We start from the raw sequence: 19,099 nt of genomic DNA, 5'->3' as shown, positions 1-19,099 counted from the left end.
GCTCAATCGACATTCAGGGATTCACGCGCGGCCCGATGCATGATTCATAGGTCTCCGCTTTGGCGGAGGTCTGTGATGGTCGTGAAGCGCTACGAACTGGATGAGGCGCAATGGGCTCGTATCGAGCCCTTGCTGCCGGGGAAGGCGTCGGATCCTGGTCGGACGGGATCGGACAACCGGCTGTTCGTGAACGGCGTCCTCTGGGCGCTGCGATCCGGCGCCCACTGGCAGGATCTTCCCGAGCGCTACGGCAAGTGGAAGACGGCGCACAAGCGCTTCAGCCGATGGGCGGCGGCGGGGGTGTGGGAGAAGGTCTTCGCCGATCTCGTGGAGGATCGGGACAACCAGTATCTGATGCTGGACTCGACCCTGGTGCGGGCTCACCAGCAGGCGACGACCGGCCGGGGCAGCGGCTCAAAAACGTATGGCTCGCCCCGTCGGCAAGCGGTTTGTGCTGATGTTCTAAGCAGTCTGCGAAAACGTATCCGGCCTTTCGACATGAGGTCGTTGGCCAAGATGGAGATCCGCGCGTCCTGGTCCTCATAAAGGGGCCGGCATCGAGTGCCATTTTTAGCCATAGGGTTCCAGGACACCGGTCGACTGTCAGGCCATCTTTCACTCACCTCCCGCAGACATCATCCAGCCGGATGCATGGTGCATCGGCCGATCTTGTTCACACCGCTTTGGCGATCGGATCGTAGTCGCGTTCATGACGCAGCAGTGCCCAGACGATCCTCGCCATCTTCGCGGCCAGCGCTACGACGACTGTGTTGGAATGGGAGCGCGACAGCAAACCGCGCAGCCAGGCACCAAGTCGCGTGTTGCTTTTGCTCATTACGGGCAGTGATGCCCGAGCGCCCTGGATCAGGTTCTTTCGCAGATAGCGGCTCCCGCGCTTGGTGATGCCAAGCAGCCGTGGCTTGCCACCTGTCGTCGCCTGCCGCGGAACCAGACCGAGCCAAGCGGCAAGATCGCGACCACGGCCAAAGGTTCGGGCATCACCGACAGCGGCCACCAGCGCGGTTGCATTGAGCGCTCCTATACCGGGGATGGTCAGCAACCTCCGTGTCCGTGCATCCGTCCGGGCCGCATCGGCGAACTCGGCGTCAAGCTCTCCAATCCGATCGTCGAGGGCGGTCCAGCGCAGGCGCATGTCGCTCACGAGCCGATGGATGCGTGGGCCGAGCACCGGTGCGCTGTCGTCCAGCATCTCACCTAGCCGGACAGCCAGCTTTGCCCGACCTTGAGGCACGATGTGACCCCGCTCGAGAAGAAGGCTTCTGATCTGATTCATCAGTGAGGTGCGGTCCCCGACGAGCTGGTCGCGGATGCGATGCAAGGTCTGCATGTCGAGCTGCTCCTCAGACTTCAACTCGACGAACCGCATGGTCGGCCTGGTTGACGCTTCCGCGATCGCCTCGGCATCCCGGTCGTCGTTCTTTTGCGCCTTGACGTAGGGACGGACATATTCCGGCGACATCAACCGTACCGTATGACCTTGCCGTGCCAGAGTGCGTCCCATGTGATGCGCGCCGCAGCAGGCCTCCATCGCCACGAAGCAGGCGGGCAAGGTCGCCGCGTAGGTGATGACCGTCTCTCGCCGCATCCGCCGACGGACGACAACCTTGCCCGTTGAGTCCAACCCAACGACGCTGCAGCTGTTCTTGCCCAGATCGATTCCAAGAACCGATACGTCCATGACCTTCGCTCCCTCTTCAAACGACCCTCTGTCGTGCGGCACCAACGATACAGTGAGGGGCGAGCCATCCATAAAGGGGGCCTCAATCCGGCTGTGGGGCGTTCCCGAGGCGGACTGACGACCAAGGTTCACATGGCCTGCGACACGCTCGGACGGCCGGTCCGCTTCCTGATCGCACCGGGACAGAGCCACGACATTCTCGCTGTGCCGGCACTTCTGGAAGGTCACCAGCCCAAAGCCGTCCTCGCCGACCGGGCCTATGACGCCAACAGCCTGCGCGCCCACCTGGCCGCGATCGGCGCCGAAGCCGTCATCCCATCGACCCGTTCACGCAAGACCCCGATCCCGCATGATCCCCTGATCTACCGCCTAAGAAACCGCGTCGAGCGCTGCTTCAACAAGCTCAAGCACTTCCGACGCTTCGCCACACGGTTCGACAGGCTCGCTCGCCACTACCTCGCCTTCGTCCACATCGCCGTTTCCATGCTCTGGATGCGCTGAATGTCGATTCGTCCTAGAGGTAGGGGCCCCACATGAAGGCCACGGTTCCGAAGACGCCGAGCGCCGTATAGGCGGCGGCCGCGACGACCACGACGGCGGCGATGACCTTCAGCGCGGCGCCAGGATGGCGCTGGGCGGCGAAATAGAGTTCCAGCACGGTGAGCGGGATCAGGTAGCTGCCGAAGGTCATCACGCTGTCCACGGGACCGCTCATATCAGCGGTCAGGCCGGCGGGGCCGCGGTTGAGCACGACCCAGCCCATCAGCCCGACCCGCAGGAACCAGACCCCGCTGACCACCATGAAGGTGCGCATCGCCCACATTCGATGCTGCTCGAACCTGCGCTTGATCGCGTTTCGCCAGGCGAGGCCGGCGAAGACCAGGATCAGCACGGCGTTGATAAGGATGGCGACGTTGGAGATGGTGGACAGATAGGTCCCCCTGACGAGGGCCAGCCAGACCCCGCTCAGCGCCATGAGGATCGCGATGACGAGGAAGGTGCGGCCGGTCCAGCGGTGCAGGCCTGGCCATCGGCGACGAATGGCGGGGATCAGCTGCATCAGCCCGCCGAGCGTGACAACGGCGGCGAGCAGGACGTGGGCGGCGAAGACGATGTTCCCCGTGTCGTCACCGGCGATGTAGCCGTCGATCAGGGGCTTGTCGTTCCAGCCGGCGAAATTCCCCGTCGCGGTGCGCACGCCGTAGTAGGCGACGATGAAGCCGATGAAGGCCGTCTGCCCGATGGCGGCGATCAGGAACCATAGAAGGCCTGCCCAACGCAGGGCCTTTGCGGCGAGGCCGCGTGAAGGCGACGAGGAAGCGACAGGCGACATGGGTTCTCCCGACAGGTCTCTAGCTTGAAGTCGTCGGCAGGGATGCAGGCCGCCCGGGCGCGGCGTCTCGCCGATTTGGAATTCGGCCAGAAGTTCTTGTTTCGGGGACATGGCCCGGTCATGAAACGGGTCCGGGGAGGGACGCGATGTCCACGACTGCAGGCTTCAGTTCGATCGCCGGCCTGACCGGGCTGCGGTTCCGGCCCCCGGACCGGTTGCGCGCCTATGCGGCGATCGCGGCGTTCTCCTTCGGCTGCTTCATACTCGCGCGTGTGGTGGACGGCGGGTTCGGGACGGCGTTCCAGGCCGTGGGCGTCGGGTCCTGCGGCTGGGCCTGGCTGTTGACACGGGCCCTGTTCGATCCCGCCCCGCGCGACGCCTGGTGGCCGCGCATCGTCGGGCTGATGGTGGCCGTGAGCGGAGCGCTGGCGGTGCTGATGCCTGAGGGCGGCGTGGCGTCGCGTGTGACCGGCAACATCTATGCGATCGGCGGCTCCGCGGCCCTGCTGCTGGCATTCGTCGAGCCGTTCAATCGCTATCGTCGCGACATGCCGGGCGGGGAGAAGCGGTTTCGCCTCGCCTTCCTCGGAGTCTATGCCGTGCTGGTTTCGGCCTCGATGCTGGGCTTGTGGGCCTCAAGCGGCAGTCCGCAGGACGTCTTGCGGGACGATCTGATCAAGGGCGGCTCGGCTGCCGTCGGGTTGGGCGCGGCGATGGCGGCGGTCTGGTTCCGTCTGCGCCATCCGCTGACGGAGCCGGCGCCGGTTCGTCGTGCGCCGACGGCTGAGGACGCCCGTCTGGCCGAGAGATTGCTCCGGCTGCTGAAGGACGAGGAAATCGACAGCGATCCCGACCTGAGGATCGGGGACGTCGCGGCCCGGTTGGGGGAGCCGGAGTACCGGGTGTCGCAGTGCATCAGCGCGGCGACGGGGTTCCCGAACTTCAACCGGCTGATCAACCACCACAGGGTCGAGCGGGCCAGGGCGAGGCTGACCGACCTCGCGGACGACGCTTCGATCCTCGAGATCGCCTTCGACTGCGGCTTCGGCTCGATCGGGCCTTTCAACCGGGCCTTCAAGGCCCAGGTCGGACAGACGCCCCGCGCCTGTAGATCTGCGCGCCGCCAGTCTGTCGTGATCTGAAAGGGGACGATGGTGGGTGATGTAGGGTTCGAACCTACGACCCGCTGATTAAGAGTCAGCTGCTCTACCAACTGAGCTAATCACCCGTACCATCGTCGCACGGTCGTCATGGACGTCCGGCGAAGGGGGCGGAAATAGAGACATCGGCCACGGGATGCAAGGGTTTTCCGCCCGGTGTTTCGGATCGTCGCAGGGCGGTCTAGCATCCCCCGGATTCGGTCCGCAAAGGGCCATCGGGGGAGTTAAGCGAATGGCCTTCTGGAACCGGCGCAAGTCGATCGACGCGATGCACCAGGCATCTGATGGACCGAGGCTGAAGGCGACTCTGAGCTGGCCGCACCTGCTGGCTCTGGGCGTCGGAGCCATCGTCGGCACCGGGATCCTGACCCTGATCGGCGTCGGCGCCGGGCTGGCGGGGCCGGCCGTGATGATCAGCTTCGGTCTGGCCGGACTGGTCTGCGCCTGCGCCGCCCTAGCCTATGCCGAGCTCTCGACCATGATGCCGCAGGCGGGCAGCGCCTATACCTATTCCTATGCGGTGCTGGGCGAACTGATCGCCTGGATCGTGGGGTGGAGCCTCATCCTTGAGTATTCCCTTGTGGTCTCGGCCGTGGCCGTGGGTTGGTCGGGTTATGCCGTCGGCTTCCTGACCGGGTTGGGGATCGACCTGCCGACGGCCCTGACGATGGGACCTCACGTCGAGGGCGGCCTGATCAACCTGCCGGCCGTGGCGATCATCGGCGTGGTGACGGGGTTGCTGCTCCTGGGCACGCGGGAAAGCGCGACGCTGAACGCGGTGCTGGTGGTCATCAAGGTCGTGGCCCTGATCGTGTTCGTGGCCATCGCACTGCCGGCCTTCGACGCGGCCAACTTCACCCCCTTCATGCCGAACGGCTTCGGGGCGCCAACCCTGCCGTTTGCGGAGCTGATCACCGGCCAGCCGGTGGTGCAGACCGGGGTCATGGCGGCGGCGGCGATCATCTTCTTCGCCTTCTACGGCTTCGACGCCATCTCGACGGCGGCGGAAGAGACCAAGAAGCCCGAGCGCGATCTGGCCATCGGCATCGTCGGTTCGATGCTGATCTGCACTGCCCTGTATCTGGTCGTGGCGGCGGCGGCGATCGGCGCGCGGCCGGTGGCGAGCTTCGCGGCCAGCCCGGAACCTCTGGCCCTGATCCTGCGCGAGATGGGGCAGGGGACAGCGGCTCAGTGGATCGCGGCGAGCGCCGTGATCGCCCTGCCGACCGTGCTGCTGGCCTTCCTGTTCGGCCAGAGCCGCATCTTCCTTGGCATGGCGCGCGACGGCCTGCTGCCGACCTCGCTGGCGAAGATCTCGTCGCGTGGCGTGCCGGCAGTGGTGACGGTGTTCACCGCCATCGTGGTCGCGGCCCTCGCGGGCGTCATGCGTCTGGACGAGCTGGCGTCGCTGGCCAATGCGGGGACGCTGGCGGCGTTCGCGGCGGTGGGCGTCAGCCTGATCGTCCTGCGCCTGCGCGATCCGAACCGGGTGCGGATGTTCAAGGCGCCCCTGTGGTGGCTGGTCGGTGCGGTCACGATTGTCGGCTGCATCGTCTTCTTCTTCAGCCTGCAGACCCGGACCCAGCTGTACTTCCTGTACTGGAACCTCGGCGGACTGGTCGTCTACTTCCTCTGGTCGTCGCGGAACGCGCGTCTGGCCAAGAACCCGGATCAGGCCGCCTGATGTCCCGCCGCGACCTGTCGGGCGCCGTCGACTTTTCGGTCCTGGACCGGACGACGGGCGGCGACGACGGGGTCGCGGAAGAGGTCCTCGGCCTGTTCGTGCAGCAGGCCGGGATCTGGTCCCCGATGCTGGATGCCCGGATCGAGGGCTGGCGCGACGCCGTGCACACGATCCGGGGGGCGGCGGCTGGGATCGGGGCAGGCGTGCTGGCCGGGGTCTGCGCCGAAGCCGAGGCGGCGGAAAAGGACGTGGCCCCGGCCAAGCTGGACCATGTCCGTGACGCCCTTGGCCAGGCCCTTGCTGATGTCGCAGCCTGGCGACACGAGCTGATGCTGAGGTCGCTGCGGGGCTAGCGCCGCGTGCGGTCGTAGACGCCGAACTCGTGGGCGATGCAGCGGTCGATCAGCAGGCGCCAGACCGGTTCGGCGATGTCACGCGAGAGGTGATGAGCGTCTGCGGCCGCAAGAACCTTGGACACCACGTCCTCGATGCGGGCATCGTCGTGGACGGCGTCGCGATCGGGCTTGATGCGGGCGGCGGCGTCCATGTAGCGCTGGCGTTCGGACAGCAGGGCGACCAGGGCGCGGTCGAGGGCGTCGACGCCCTGGCGAACCTCGACCATGGTCTCGCAGGCTGCGGGATCCACCCGCGCATCCACGGCCACGATCTGCGGGTGGTGTTCAACCGACAAAGGCGCGCTCCAGTACGTAGTCGCCGGGCTCTGCGTTGGAGCCCTCCTTCATGCCGAAGCCGTCGAGCAGCGCGGCCGTTTCCTTGATCATCGCCATGGAGCCGCACAGCATGACGCGGTCGCGGTCGGGCGAGAAACCCTCCGGCAGGCCGAGGTCGCGGAAGATCGCGCCCGATGAGATGCGGTCGGTGATCCGGCCGGGGGTGTCGAACGCTTCCCGGGTCACGGTGGGATAGTAGGTCAGCTGGGCCTTCGCCTCGTCGCCGATCAGGGGATCCTCATGGATGCCTGTGGTCAGGAAGTTGCGGTAGGACAGGTCGGCGACGTTGCGGACCGTGTGGCAGACGATGACGCGGCCGAAGCGGCTGTAGGTGTCGGGGTCGCGGGCGACGCTGAGCCAGGGCGCCAGGCCCGTGCCCGTTCCGATCAGCCACAGGGTGTCGCCGCCGGTCAGGGCGTCGAGCACGAGGGTGCCGGTCGGCTTCTTGCCCATCAATACGGTGTCGCCGGCCTTGATGTTCACCAGACGCGAGGTCAGGGGGCCGTCGGGCACGGCGATGGAGAGGAACTCCAGTTCTTCGTCCCAGCTCGGGCTCGCGATCGAATAGGCGCGCAGGACCGGCTTGCCGCCGTCAGCGCCGGGCAGGCCGATCATCACGAACTCCCCGGAGCGGAAGCGGAAATCCTCGGGCCGGGCCACGCGGAAGCTGAACAGCTGGTCGGTCCAGTGATGGACCCACTGAACCTCGAGCTCGTGGAAGGCGGAGGGCTTGGGCGGCGGCGGGGAGAGGGCGGCGTCGGTCATTGCGGGTCTTCTAGGCGGACGGGCCGCCGGGTGAAAGGTCGTCAGGGTCGCGGAAGCTGGACTCCTGTCCAATGAGTCCAGCTTGTCCAATGAGTCCAGATCGCGCCCCGCTGGATCGAAGGCCTGGCAGAGGGATACGACAAGGTGGGTCGCAGGGGCCGGAATGGAAGGGGCGTGACGCCGGGAGATTCCACCGCTAGCGTCCGCGCCCATGCGCACAGTTCTTCTTGCTTCCGTCTTCGCCCTGACGGCCGGTTCGGCCTTCGCTCAAGCAAACCCCGCGGTGCTGACGCCGGAACGGGTGTTCGCCAACCCCAGCCTGAACGGCCCGGTGGCCCAGGGGGTCAGCCTGTCGCCCGACGGTGAACTGGTCGCCTTCCTGCGGGCGCGCGAGGACGACGTCTCGGTGCTGGACCTGTGGGCCGCGCCCACGGGAGCGGGAGAGCCGTTCAAGCTGATCGACGCGCGGGCGCTGGTCCCCGACGCCGGCGAACTGTCCGAGGCCGAGAAGGCGCGGCGCGAGCGGATGAGGATCAGCCAGCGCGGCGTGGTTGAGTATTCCTGGGACGAACAGGGGCGCTACATCCTTGCGCCGCTGGAAGGTGACATCTTCCTGGCCAGCCGGGAGGGGGGCGAGATTCGCCGCCTGACCGAGACCGAGGCCGACGAGATCGACGCCAAGGTCAGCCCTGAGGGCAACTACGTGTCCTTCGTGCGCGACCAGGATCTGGTGGTGCTGAACCTCGCGTCCGGGGACGAGCAGGCCGTCACGACAGACGGCGAGGGCCTGATCACCTGGGCCACCGCCGAGTTCATCGCCCAGGAGGAGATGGACCGCGACACCGGCTACTGGTGGAGCCCGAACGAGAAATACATCGCCCTGCAGCGAACCGATGAATCGACCGTCGATATCGTCCCGCGTCTGGACATCACCGGCGGCGGCGCCAGCGTGGTCGAGCAGCGCTATCCGCGCGCGGGCCGGCCGAACGCGGTCGTCGAACTGTATGTGCAGGACGTGGCGGCGAACCGGCGGGTCAAGGTCGACCTGGGCACGAACGCCGACATCTATCTGGCGCGGGTGAACTGGTCGAAGGACGGCGGGACCCTTTACGTCCAGCGGCAGTCGCGGGACCAGCAGACGCTTGACCTGCTGGCGGTCGATCCGGCGACCGGGGCGTCGCGGGTCATCGCAACCCAGCGGTCGGACGCCTGGGTGTCCCTGAGCCACGACTTCAAGGCGCTGGAGGACGGCGCCTTCATCTGGTCGTCGCAGGAGAGCGGCTGGCGGCACCTGTATCTGTACGGCGCCGACGGACGCGTGATCCGGCCGATCACGCAAGGCGACTATGCGATCAAGAGCCTGAGCGGCGTGAATGCCGAAACGGGCGACGTCTATTTCACCGCCTCGATGCGCGACGGCGAGGAATATCCGATCGAGCAGCAGCTGTTCCGCGCCAGCCTGAACCGCACCGTCGAACCCGTGGCGGTGACGCCGGCGGGCGGATGGTGGTCGGCCAGCATGAACCGGACCGGCACGGCCTATGTCGGCAACTACACCGACCCGACGACGCCGATGCGGTCGGGCCTTTATCAGGCGGACGGGACCTTCGTGCGCTGGATCGAGGAGAACGCGCTGGACGCCGATCACCCGTTCGCACCCTATGTCTCGCGTCGCCCGGTAACGGAGTTCGGCACGCTGGAAAGCCACGGGGAGACCCTGGTCTGGCAGATGTCGAAGCCGGTCGATTTCGATCCGTCGAAAACCTATCCGGTGGTGATGCAGGTCTATGGCGGACCCGGCGGCGGCGGGGTGAAACGGGGCTGGCAGCCGGCGACCAATCAACTGTTGACGGAGGCTGGATATATCGTCTTCCGCCTCGACAACCGCGGCGAGGGCGACCGGTCGGCGGCGTTCAAGGAAGCCCTGTATCTGAAGATGGGGCAACCTGAGATCGAGGATCAGGTTCTGGGGGCTGAGTATCTGAGATCACTGCCTTATGTTGATGACGCCCGGATCGCCATGATGGGCTGGTCCTATGGCGGGTTCATGAGCCTGATGGCGCTGACCGAGCCGGACATGGGGCTGGCGTCGGCGATCGCGGGGGCCCCGCCGACGGAGTGGAGCCTCTACGACACCCACTATACCGAGCGGTTCATGTCGACCCCGGAAGCGAACGCGGAAGGCTATGCCGCCTCGGACGCCATTCCGCGCCTGGACAATCTCACTGGCCGGCTTCTGCTGATGCACGGCATGGCCGACGACAACGTCATTCTCGAAAACTCGACGCGGGTCATCGACGCGCTTCAGGCGAAATCCATTCCGTTCGAACTGATGCTCTATCCCGGGCAGCGGCACGGCGTTCGGGGCAACGAAAGGCAGCTGCAACAATGGCGCACGTATCTCGACTTCCTCGATCGCACGATCGGATCGCGGGCGCCGTCGGGGGACTGATCCTCGCGGGGCTGGCGGCGCCGGCGTTCGCGCAGGACACGGCGCCGATCCTGGCCGCGCAAGCGGCGGCATCGGACGTGGAGTGCGGCGCTCTCGCGGCGACGCGGGGCGCGGGTCCTGTCCAATCCGCCGCGTTGGTCCAACTCGCCAAATGCTACTCCGACGCGGCCAACTCCCACGCGGTCATCCGTTGGACTCCGCTGCCGGACGTCGCGGCGTTCGAGGCGCGCGGAGGGGACGGCCTGTCCATCCTGCTGAAGGACAATATCGAGACGGCCGACATGCCGACGACGGCGGGCTCTCTGGCGTTGGCGAACAACGCGCCGGGTCGCGACGCGCCGCTGGTCACGCGGCTGCGCGAGGCGGGCTTCCTGATCCTCGGCAAGGCCAACCTCTCGGAGTGGGCCAACATCCGTTCGAACCGGTCGATCAGCGGCTGGAGCGCTGTCGGGGGGCTGACGCCCAATCCCTATGATACGATGCGAACATCCTGCGGATCGTCGTCGGGCAGCGCCGTCGCAGTGGCCGTCGGACTGGCGCCCGTCGCCATCGGGACGGAGACCAACGGCTCCATCGTCTGCCCGGCCTCGGTCAACGGCGTGGTCGGGTTCAAGCCCACCGTGGGGCTGGTCAGCCGCACCCACATCGTGCCGATCAGCCATTCGCAGGATACCGCGGGCCCCATCGCCGACACGGTGGAGAACGCCGCGCGGGTGATGAACGCGATCGCCGGGTCGGATCCCGCCGATGCTGCGACGGCCGACGCCGATGCGCGCAAGGTCGACTATGTCGCCGCACTAGATGTGAACGCCCTGCGGGGCGCGCGGATCGGGGTGCTGCGGTTCCTGGCGAACAACTTCTCGGACGACACCAAGGCGGCGTTCGAGCGGTCGCTGCAGGCCATGCGCGACGCCGGCGCCGAACTGGTCGAGATTACCGAAGGACCGGACATGCGGGCCATCGGCGGGGCGCAGCTGACGGTGTTGCTGACAGAGCTGAAGGTCGACCTGAACGCCTATCTGGCATCGACCGACCCGGAGCAGGTGCCGACGCGAACCCTGGCGGATGTGATCGCCTTCAACGCCGCCGAGCCGCGCGAGACCGTCCTGTTCGGACAGGAGCTGTTCGAACGGGCCGAGGCGACCGGCGGGCTGGAAGACCCGGCCTATGTGACGGCGCGCGAGACCTCGCTGAGGTTGTCGGGCGTCGAGGGGATCGACAAGATGATGGCGGAGAACGGGGTGGTGGCCCTGGTCTCGCCGACCACCTCGCGCGCCTGGACCAACGACCGGGAGGATGACGACGAGGGGCAGGGGTCGGCCAGCACCCTGGCCGCCGTCGCCGGCTATCCGCACCTGACCGTCCCGATGGGGATGGATCGCGGCATGCCGGTCGGGATCAGCTTCATGGCCGGCGCCTGGCAGGACGCGACGGTCCTGTCGCTGGGGTATGCGTTCGAGCAGAAGACGCATGCGCGGGTGGCGCCGCCGGCGAACTGACCTTCGCAAGGTCCGCTAAGGGTGGGAAGCGGACATGCAAACGGCCCCGCTGTCGCCAGCGAGGCCGCCAAGTCTTTCTGGTGTTACGACCAGGCCGTCAGCTGTCGTCGCTGAAGGTGTAGCGCCGCGACGCCCGCCAGCGTCAGGCCCAGCAGGATCATCGCCCACTCCGACAGGGTCGGAACCGGCGCCGGCGCAGAGAAGCTGGCGGAGAACCGCAGGTCGGAGAGGCCGACACCACCCCCTTGAACGCTCGGAGGGTCACCGAAGATTCTCGATCCCGGGGCATAACCGCCCGCGTTGTTCTGGGCATAGCTGCCGGCCTCGACGCCGGGACTTTGAAGTCTGACGGCAAGCACGTAAATTTTGCTGGGATCCAGGGTGATGCCGCCGGTCGGGATTACGACCGGAGCGCTCGTGGTGCTGGTGATCGAGACCGGAGCGCCGGTCCAGACGATGTTCGGCGTGTAGTTGGTTTGCGGATCACCGGTCCACTCATAGACGAACGGGACGACCGACAACGTCGCCGTGGTTCGCCACACATACAGGGTGTAGCTGTTTAGGATTGCAGCGGGTGGCGAGACGGATTGGCCGATGACGGTCTGAAAACCCTGCTGAACAGGAAAGTCATTGGTGCTCGCCGCTTCGCCGATCGTCTGGGCCCCAGCCGGGTTGCCGAAAGCGAGAAGGGCTGCCGCAAGAGCGGTCGCGAGGATGAGCTGGACGGTTTTGAACACGTATCCCCCAAATGATGCCGCACGCATCGGCGGCCGGTGCGTCAACCGCGAAGCTTACCGCGTTGAGGGACGTTCGCCACTGGACACTTTTGGTGCACTTCGATCGGGGCTGGTGGTAGACCTCGGATGGTCCGCTTCGGGCCGGAAGCGGTCCTAGGCGATCTGCCCGAATGCAGACTCAGGAACCGTCGCCAAGCTTGGCCGTTCCGCCCGCATGGAAAAGCTGTTCGTCCGTTTCGCCACCCTGACCGCCAAGATCGCGGGCAAGCCGTGGACCTTCATCACCTGTCTGGGGATCGTCGTCGTCTGGGCGGCGACCGGGCCGATCTTCGGGTTCAGCGAGACCTGGCAACTGGTGATCAACACCGGTACGACCATCATCACCTTCCTGATGGTCTTCCTGATCCAGAACACCCAGAACCGCGACGGGGCGGCCATGCAGGCCAAGCTGGATGAGCTGGTCTATGCGGTGAAGAAGGCCGACGCGCGGTTCATCGGCATCGAACACCTGACCGAACGCGAGCTCGACAAGATTCTGGAGGAGGTCGAGAAGCGGGGGCTGGAAGTCCATGCGGGCAAGCCTGCACGCGCCATCAAGGGCAAGCCCGCGGTACGCGCCGAAGACGTGGAGGCGCTCCAGCCCAGGGCGGCGACGCCGGCCGCAGAACGCAAACCGGCCGCCAGATCACGCGCCAGGTCCAAGGCGTGAGCGACCTGATCGCCAACGTCTTCGGCACGGCCGCGGCGGCCTGTTCGATCGTCAGTTTCGCGCCGCAGATGATCAAGATCTGGAAGGATCGGGACGCCTCGTCCGTGTCGCTCAAGACCTATTCCCTGACCGTGACCTGTTTCGTGCTGTGGGTCGTCTATGGCGTGCTGACCGAGGCCTGGCCGGTCACGATCGCGAACGCCGCCGCCCTGGTCATGGCGAGCGGGGTGCTGGCGATGAAGTGGCGGTTCCGGGACGGGGACCCGGACAGGGCCTAGGTCGCGAGACTGTTCAGCCAGTCCTCGAGGTTGGTGTAGCCGTCGCCGTTGCGGTCGGCCGCGCCGTCTGCGGTCGCGGGATCGAGACCGTGGGCGGTTTCCCAGTCGTCGGGCATGCCGTCGGCGTCGGTATCGATCCAGGGCGTTCCGGGGGCGAGATCGGGCCAGCCGCCGACGTCGGTCTGGCTGTTGATGATCCGGCCCGTGCGGTCGGCGACGCCGGCGAGGATGCGGGCGTCCACGGCGTCCCGGGCGCGCGAGGCGCCGGCTTTCGCCAGCACCGACGCATAAGCCTGATCCGCCGTCTCGGTCGCGCCCATGGCCCAGTCGGGGAGGGCGGTCAGGCGATAGCCGGGGGCGTCGTCGCCGGTCACCGGCTCCCACGGATCGGCGGGCGTGACGCCGTCGATGCTGTTGCCCTCGAACCAGGCATGGGCCGCCGGGGACTCCTCCTCAAAGATCACCGCGCCGGTCGAATCCGGGCCGCGTCTGTAGGCGTTGCCGGCGAAGACATAGGTCGAGATCGTCGCCGGATCCTTGTCGGCGTTGTAGCCGGCATGGCCCTGACCCCAGTCGTAGAAGACGTTGTTGGTGAACTCGAAATACGGGCCGACCGGATCGATGTCGGGCGTCAGATAGTTGCCGGGCCGCGGCATCCTGGCGCGGTGGGCGGCCCAGAGGTTGTGATGGAAGGTGAAGCGGGCCCCGCGATTGCCGCGCACCAGCGAGCCATAGCCGTGGTCGCCCTTGGAATGGGCCGACAGGTTCAGGCTCTCGGCGATAATCGACCACTGGACGGTGACGGCGTCGATGACGCGGTCGCGGCTGCCGATCGACAGGGTCTCGTCCACCGACCAGGAGGCGGAGACGTGGTCGAGAATGATGCGCTGGCCCCGGTCGATGGTGACCGCGTCGGTCTCAACCCCGTCCTCGTCGCCGAGGCGCGAGCGGATGTAGCGGATCACCACGTCGTCCGCCGAGATCAGCAGGGGCTGGCCGCGCAGGGTGATTCCGCCGCCGGGCGCCGTCTGTCCGGCGAGGGTGAGGCGCGGCTCGCGGATGCGCAGAGGCGTCGTCAGCCGGATCGTGCCGCCGATGTCGAAGACGACCGTGCGCGGGCCGTCTGTCTCGACCGCGGCGCGCAGGCTGCCGGGGCCCGAATCGTTCAGGTTGGTGACGCGAAGCACCGCTCCGCCGCGTCCCCCGACGGCCGCCCGACCCGCGCCGAGCGCGCCCGGGAAGGCGACGATCTCCGCCGCGTCAGCCTGTCCAGGCGCGGCGGCCGTGGCGCATCCGGCGGCTGTGGCGAGAATGCCAGCCGCCACGCTTGCCTGAACGAGACGGGTTGCAAGATCGGTCTTCATCGGGTTAGGTTCGCTATTGATACCGGTGTCAGGTCGTTTGTCGGCTGTAAATGATACCGGTGTCAATCGGTCACGGGGAAGGCTCCGGATCGGCAATAACAGATCGGCGACAAGCCGGCGTCATGACATTCCTTGGGAGGAGGCACTATGTATCAGTATCGTCAGGGGCGCCCGTGCGCTCTTCGTCAAGGGCTTGTGGCCGGTGTATCCGGTCTCGCCATCGCGCTGACCCTTGGGGTGGCGTCGGCGTCTGCACAGACCGCACCCGCGCAGGATGATGAGGCGACCCAGGTCGACGAAATCGTCGTCACCGGCTTCCGCGCCTCGCTCGACGCGGCGCTCGGCATCAAGCGCCGTGAAGCGGGCGTCGTGGACGCCATCGTCGCCGAGGACATCGCCGACTTCCCCGACCTGAACCTGGCCGAAGCCGTCCAGCGCATTCCGGGCGTCTCGATCGACCGCGACGCCGGTGAAGGCCGTTCGATCACGGTCCGCGGCCTGTCTTCGGACTTCACCCGCACCCGTATCAACGGCATGGAGGCCCAGGCCACCACGGGCGGCACGGACTCCTCGGGCGGCGCAAACCGCGGCCGCGGCTTCGACTTCAACGTCTTCGCTTCAGAGCTTTTCAACTCGATCACCGTGCGCAAGACGGCCGCCGCCGAGACCGAAGAGGGCTCGCTGGGCGCGACGATCGACCTGCAGGCCACGCGCCCGTTCGACTATGACGGCTTCACCCTCGCGGCCTCGGTCCAGGGCGGCTACAACGACCTTTCGGAAACGACCAACCCGCGCGGCGCGCTGCTGCTGTCCAACACCTGGAACGACGGCATGTTCGGCGCCCTGGTGTCGGTCGCCTATTCCGAGCGCGACCTGTGGGAAGAGGGCTTCAGCTCCGTGCGCTGGGCCCCCGCCGCAGCTCCGGGCTCCAGCAACTCCGGCGGCTTCTGCTCGCCGCTGGGCCTTACCCCTCAGAACCCCGGCAACAGCACCGCCAACGGCACCACGGCAACGACCTGCGCCACCGGCGTGAACCGTCCGGCCGGCACCGCCGAGAACATCGCCGCCTACAATACGGCCAACCAGGCGGGCGTCTTCATCCCGCGCCTGCCGCGCTATGGCCGCCTGACCCACCACCAGGAGCGGCTGGGCGTCACCGGTTCGTTCCAGTTCGCGCCCGATGACGACACCGTCATGAGCCTCGACATCCTCTATTCGAAGCTGGACGCGACCCGTCAGGAAGACTTCCTGGAATCCCTGTCGTTCAGCCGCAACGCGGCTGCCGGGGGCCAGACCCAGATCGCCGTGCGTCAGGCGGCCGTCGAGAACAACGCCCTGGTCTATGGCGTCTTCGACAACGTCGATGTCCGTTCCGAGCAGCGCTATGACGAGCTGTCGACCGAGTTCACCCAGGTGAACTTCACCATCGATCGCCAGTTCACCGACACCCTGCGCGGCAAGTTCTACGTCGGCCGGGCCCAGTCGGAGTTCTCCAACCCGGTCCAGACGACGGTCACCCTCGATCGCCAGAACGTCCAGGGTTATTCGTTCGACTTCCGCAACAACCCGAACACCCCGGTCATCAACTACGGCTTCGACGTCGCCAATCCGGCCAACTGGGCCTGGCGTGACGTCAGCCTGGGCACGACCCTGGCCAGCCTGCCGCGCTCGGAGATCCGGCTTCGTCCGAACGGCGTGGACACCACCTTCGAAGCCGTATCGGGCGACATCGCCTGGGACGTCAACGACTGGCTGACCCTGAAAGCCGGTCTGAACGGCAAGACCTATCTGTCGGACTCCTATGAGTTCCGCCGGACGGACGAGACGGTGGTTCCGGCCCTGCCGGCCGGCACGACGATCGCCGGCATCACCAATCTGCTGACCGGCTTCGGCGCCGATCTGATCCCCGCCGGCACGGCCTCGTCCTGGGTGCGTCCGAACCTCGACGCCATCGCCAGCCTGTTCAACATCTACTGCAACTGCAACACGGGCGTGGCCGGCGGTGACTTCACCCTGACCAGCATCACCAACGGCAACGCCCGCGGCGGCAACCGGACGATCGAGGAAAACGACTTCGCCTTCTATGTCCAGGCGGACTTCAACACCGACCTCGGCGGCATGCCGTTCCGCGGCAACATCGGCGTTCGCAAGGCCTATACCGAGCTGATCGCCGAGGGTTACTCCTCGACCGGCGGCGGCACGCGCGTCCGTGGCGAGAACAAGTACGACGACGTCCTGCCGTCGATGAACCTGGCCATCGAGCCGATGGAGGACCTGATCGTCCGCTTCGGCGCCGCCAAGGTGATGGCGCGTCCCCAGATCGGCAACACCCTGGCCGGGACCAACTATCTGGTGCCGACCACATCGCTGTCGACGACGGGCCCGAACTTCACGGCCTCGATCGGCAACGTCGGCCTGGAGCCGTTCCGCGCCAAGACCTACGACTTCACTGTCGAATGGTATTTCGCGCCGGAAAGCCTGCTGTCCTTCGCCTACTTCTACAAGGACATCGACACCTACATTCAGATCATCCGTCAGGACCTGCCGTATACGGCCCTGACCGGTCTGAACCCGTCGGCCTTCGATCCGGCCTTCTGCACGGGCGTTTGTTCGGGCTCGACCGTCTTCCAGCTGACCTCCGCGGTGAACACCGAAGGCGGCCCGCTGAAGGGCTTCGAGATCAGCTACCAGCAGCCCTTCCGCTTCCTGCCGGGCTTCCTGGAGAACACGGGAATCCAGCTGAACTACACCCACGTCGAATCCGAAATCGACTACTGCAACGACGCGCTGTGCACGACCTTCGTGACCAACGACCTGATCAACCTGTCGCCGGAAGCTTACAACGGCACCCTGTACTACGAGGATGACCGGTTCTCGGCGCGGGTCTCGGCTTCCTACCGCCAGCAGTATCTGCAGAACGTCCCGGGCCGGAACGGCAACCTGATCGAGGGCAAGAACGAAACCCTGAACTGGGATGTCTCGTCGTCCTTCAACCTGACGGAACAGGTCAGCCTGACCTTCGAAGGTCTGAACCTGACGGACGAGGAGAACCACCAGTACGTCGGCGACGGCAGCCGCCAGTCGACGTCGGTCTATCACCACACGGGCCGCCAGTATTACTTCGGTGCGCGTTACCGCTTCTAGGATCGTTCACTCCTGAACGCGACCTGGGCCGGGGAAGGGAAACCTTCTCCGGCCTTTCTTTGTGCGGCGGCGCCGGAAATCCAGGCGCGGTTGAAGCGGCGCAGGCGAAGGGCTGACCTCAGCCCGCCGTGCGGCGTCGGCCGGTCACCACCACATCGACCGTGCGGTCGCGGCGGATGCGGGCGATGCGGCTGTCGAGCGCCTGGGTCACGTCGCCGACGGTGACGGTGGTGATGACGCGGTAGTGGTTCGAGGTGAAGCCGGTCCCGGCCAGGGTCGGGGCGCCCTCATTCGCGAGGTCGGCAGGGGTCAGCAGGCCATTGCGCGCGCGGACCTCGATCAGCTTGCGCGCGACTTCGGGGTCCTGGGTCATCAGCGACAGCAGCGGCAGGCCGACGGTGTTCAGGTTGATCGTCGCGCCCTCCGGCAGAATGGCGACCCAGGGCCGGAGCGTGTCGAGGTCGGCGCGGGGCACGCCGGCGGCGACGATCAGGCTGTCGTCGGTCAGGGGACCGGCGACGCGGACGACCGAGGCGATGCGGATCATCGATGCGGGGTCGATGTTCAGGCTCGCGCCGATGGCCTGGAACAGGGCGATGGGCGCGGCCTCGCCGGAGTGCATGGCGTTGAGGTTGAAGCGGGACTGCTCGTCCTCGATGGCGAGGGCGAACCGGCCGCCGGGGACGGAGATGTCCTGCTGGCCCAGTTGGGCCCAGGGTTCGGCGAGGTTGTCGGTCCCGGCGGCGACGAGGGCGTCGCGACGCAGGGTGGTGACGGCTGACAGTTCTCCGGCGCGGGCGTAGGCGTTGGCCTGGGCCGCGTCGCGCAGGCGGGTCGAGCGCTGGACCTCTATGTCCTGGGTCGAGACCATGATCAGGACCGCGACACTGGCGACCGCGAGGACCAGCAGGACGTTGAGCAGGATCATGCCCTCGCGGCGGGTGAGTTTGATCCTCATGGCGCGGCGGCCGGGGGCGGGGGATCCATCAGGGGGATGGAGGCGACGCGGCGCAGGGTGGCCGTGGGCTGGTCGTCGAGACCGGTCAGGGTGATGTCGAGGGCGACGGCGGTGACGCCCTCGTCGGGCGCGGGACCGGACGCGGGGATCGTACCGTCGGGGGAGGGAACGGGAGGCGCGACAGGCTGTGCGGGCTGGGGCCAGTTCTCCAGCCAGTCGCCGCGACGACGGTGGAAGGTCCAGCGCAGGGCCGAGACCCGGGTCAGCAGGGTCTGGACCCGTTCGCCGCCCGCGCCCGTGACAGTGCGCGTCAGGGCGTCACCCGCGAGCTCATACCGAACGTTGACGATGCCGCCCGTGATATCCGCCTTCTGTAACGACAGGGACGAACCGCCGCCGCCCAGCGAACCGGTGATCTGGTCGAGGTCGGAGGAGACGACCAGCATGGCGCGCTGGATCTCCGCCATCCGGCCGAGGCGGGTGTCGGTCGCGTCCTGGGTGCGCAGCACGCTGTTCAGCAGGGTAAAGCCGGCGACGCCGATCAGGGCGAACAGGCCGAGGGCGATCAGCACCTCGATCAGGGTGA

General features: G+C 66.9%; 17 protein-coding genes, 1 tRNA gene and 1 pseudogene. 10 read left to right on the top strand and 9 right to left on the bottom strand.

Going from position 1 to position 19,099, the window contains the following annotated elements:
* Nucleotides 1-81: 81 nt before the first annotated feature.
* Nucleotides 82-420: pseudogene (locus tag ACW17Y_RS11195) on the top strand (IS5 family transposase); the annotation flags it as partial.
* 253 nt (nt 421-673) lie between these two features.
* Here the strand turns inward: ACW17Y_RS11195 and ACW17Y_RS11190 are convergent.
* Nucleotides 674-1,699 (bottom strand): IS110 family RNA-guided transposase, encoded by a 1,026-nt coding sequence (locus ACW17Y_RS11190; RefSeq protein ID WP_492035778.1) that lies wholly within the window; start codon nt 1,697-1,699, stop codon nt 674-676.
* 33 nt (nt 1,700-1,732) lie between these two features.
* Between ACW17Y_RS11190 and ACW17Y_RS11185 the strand changes: the two genes are divergently transcribed.
* Nucleotides 1,733-2,200 carry an IS5 family transposase gene (locus ACW17Y_RS11185; protein WP_492035777.1) on the top strand — a complete coding sequence of 156 codons (468 nt, stop codon included), beginning with the start codon at nt 1,733-1,735 and terminating at the stop codon, nt 2,198-2,200.
* 13 nt (nt 2,201-2,213) lie between these two features.
* On the opposite strand, the gene ACW17Y_RS11180 is transcribed toward ACW17Y_RS11185, so the two are convergent.
* Nucleotides 2,214-3,032, bottom strand: a complete 819-nt coding sequence (locus ACW17Y_RS11180; protein WP_492035776.1) for a DUF2306 domain-containing protein — start codon at nt 3,030-3,032, stop codon at nt 2,214-2,216.
* Nucleotides 3,033-3,178: 146 nt separating this feature from the next.
* Here ACW17Y_RS11180 and ACW17Y_RS11175 point away from each other — a divergent pair, with 146 nt between their 5' ends.
* Nucleotides 3,179-4,174 (top strand): helix-turn-helix domain-containing protein, encoded by a 996-nt coding sequence (locus tag ACW17Y_RS11175; RefSeq protein WP_492035775.1) that lies wholly within the window; start codon nt 3,179-3,181, stop codon nt 4,172-4,174.
* Between the two features lie 10 nt (nt 4,175-4,184).
* Here the strand turns inward: ACW17Y_RS11175 and ACW17Y_RS11170 are convergent.
* Nucleotides 4,185-4,260, bottom strand: a tRNA-Lys gene (locus ACW17Y_RS11170).
* A gap of 164 nt (nt 4,261-4,424) precedes the next feature.
* Here ACW17Y_RS11170 and ACW17Y_RS11165 point away from each other — a divergent pair.
* Together ACW17Y_RS11165 and ACW17Y_RS11160 are read left to right on the top strand one after the other, a co-directional pair.
* A complete protein-coding gene (locus tag ACW17Y_RS11165) occupies nt 4,425-5,876 on the top strand; it encodes an amino acid permease (RefSeq protein WP_492035774.1) in 1,452 nt (483 codons plus the stop codon).
* Nucleotides 5,876-6,229 (top strand): Hpt domain-containing protein, encoded by a 354-nt coding sequence (locus ACW17Y_RS11160; protein ID WP_492035773.1) that lies wholly within the window; start codon nt 5,876-5,878, stop codon nt 6,227-6,229. Before ACW17Y_RS11165 ends, ACW17Y_RS11160 begins: the two co-directional genes overlap by 1 nt.
* Here the strand turns inward: ACW17Y_RS11160 and ACW17Y_RS11155 are convergent.
* A complete protein-coding gene (locus ACW17Y_RS11155) occupies nt 6,226-6,498 on the bottom strand; it encodes a chorismate mutase (protein WP_492038290.1) in 273 nt (90 codons plus the stop codon). The two genes, ACW17Y_RS11160 and ACW17Y_RS11155, sit on opposite strands and share 4 nt — an antisense overlap.
* Nucleotides 6,499-6,556: 58 nt before the next feature.
* Entirely contained in the window at nt 6,557-7,372 is an 816-nt protein-coding gene (locus tag ACW17Y_RS11150) for a ferredoxin--NADP reductase (RefSeq protein WP_492035772.1), read from the bottom strand.
* A gap of 211 nt (nt 7,373-7,583) precedes the next feature.
* On the opposite strand from ACW17Y_RS11150, the gene ACW17Y_RS11145 reads away from it, so the two are divergent.
* Entirely contained in the window at nt 7,584-9,824 is a 2,241-nt protein-coding gene (locus tag ACW17Y_RS11145; protein WP_492035771.1) for a S9 family peptidase, read from the top strand.
* Nucleotides 9,761-11,323, top strand: a complete 1,563-nt coding sequence (locus ACW17Y_RS11140; protein WP_492035770.1) for an amidase — start codon at nt 9,761-9,763, stop codon at nt 11,321-11,323. The genes ACW17Y_RS11145 and ACW17Y_RS11140 overlap by 64 nt, the downstream gene beginning before the upstream one ends.
* Nucleotides 11,324-11,406: 83 nt before the next feature.
* Here the strand turns inward: ACW17Y_RS11140 and ACW17Y_RS11135 are convergent, their stop codons facing one another.
* On the bottom strand, nt 11,407-12,060 hold the full coding sequence (locus tag ACW17Y_RS11135) for an IPTL-CTERM sorting domain-containing protein (protein WP_492035769.1): 654 nt from the start codon (nt 12,058-12,060) through the stop codon (nt 11,407-11,409).
* A 214-nt stretch (nt 12,061-12,274) separates the two neighbouring features.
* Between ACW17Y_RS11135 and ACW17Y_RS11130 the strand changes: the two genes are divergently transcribed.
* The gene (locus ACW17Y_RS11130) at nt 12,275-12,769 is read left to right on the top strand and encodes a low affinity iron permease family protein (RefSeq protein ID WP_492035768.1); all 495 of its coding nucleotides are present in this window, start codon (nt 12,275-12,277) and stop codon (nt 12,767-12,769) included.
* Nucleotides 12,766-13,047 carry a SemiSWEET family sugar transporter gene (locus tag ACW17Y_RS11125; protein WP_492035767.1) on the top strand — a complete coding sequence of 94 codons (282 nt, stop codon included), beginning with the start codon at nt 12,766-12,768 and terminating at the stop codon, nt 13,045-13,047. The genes ACW17Y_RS11130 and ACW17Y_RS11125 overlap by 4 nt, the downstream gene beginning before the upstream one ends.
* Here the strand turns inward: ACW17Y_RS11125 and ACW17Y_RS11120 are convergent.
* The gene (locus ACW17Y_RS11120) at nt 13,044-14,411 is read right to left on the bottom strand and encodes a pectate lyase family protein (RefSeq protein ID WP_492035766.1); all 1,368 of its coding nucleotides are present in this window, start codon (nt 14,409-14,411) and stop codon (nt 13,044-13,046) included. The genes ACW17Y_RS11125 and ACW17Y_RS11120 overlap by 4 nt on opposite strands.
* Nucleotides 14,412-14,606: 195 nt before the next feature.
* Here ACW17Y_RS11120 and ACW17Y_RS11115 point away from each other — a divergent pair, with 195 nt between their 5' ends.
* Nucleotides 14,607-17,555, top strand: coding sequence for a TonB-dependent receptor (locus tag ACW17Y_RS11115; protein WP_492035765.1), 2,949 nt, complete (start codon nt 14,607-14,609; stop codon nt 17,553-17,555).
* Nucleotides 17,556-17,673: 118 nt separating this feature from the next.
* On the opposite strand, the gene ACW17Y_RS11110 is transcribed toward ACW17Y_RS11115, so the two are convergent.
* Both ACW17Y_RS11110 and ACW17Y_RS11105 read right to left on the bottom strand, forming a co-directional pair.
* Nucleotides 17,674-18,513, bottom strand: a complete 840-nt coding sequence (locus ACW17Y_RS11110; protein WP_492035764.1) for a type II secretion system minor pseudopilin — start codon at nt 18,511-18,513, stop codon at nt 17,674-17,676.
* The gene (locus ACW17Y_RS11105; protein ID WP_492035763.1) at nt 18,510-19,085 is read right to left on the bottom strand and encodes a type II secretion system protein GspJ; all 576 of its coding nucleotides are present in this window, start codon (nt 19,083-19,085) and stop codon (nt 18,510-18,512) included. Before ACW17Y_RS11105 ends, ACW17Y_RS11110 begins: the two co-directional genes overlap by 4 nt.
* Nucleotides 19,086-19,099 lie beyond the last annotated feature (14 nt).

Source organism: Brevundimonas sp. AVps7 (assembly GCF_058681545.1).
This window is presented reverse-complemented; position numbering and strand designations above follow the sequence as displayed.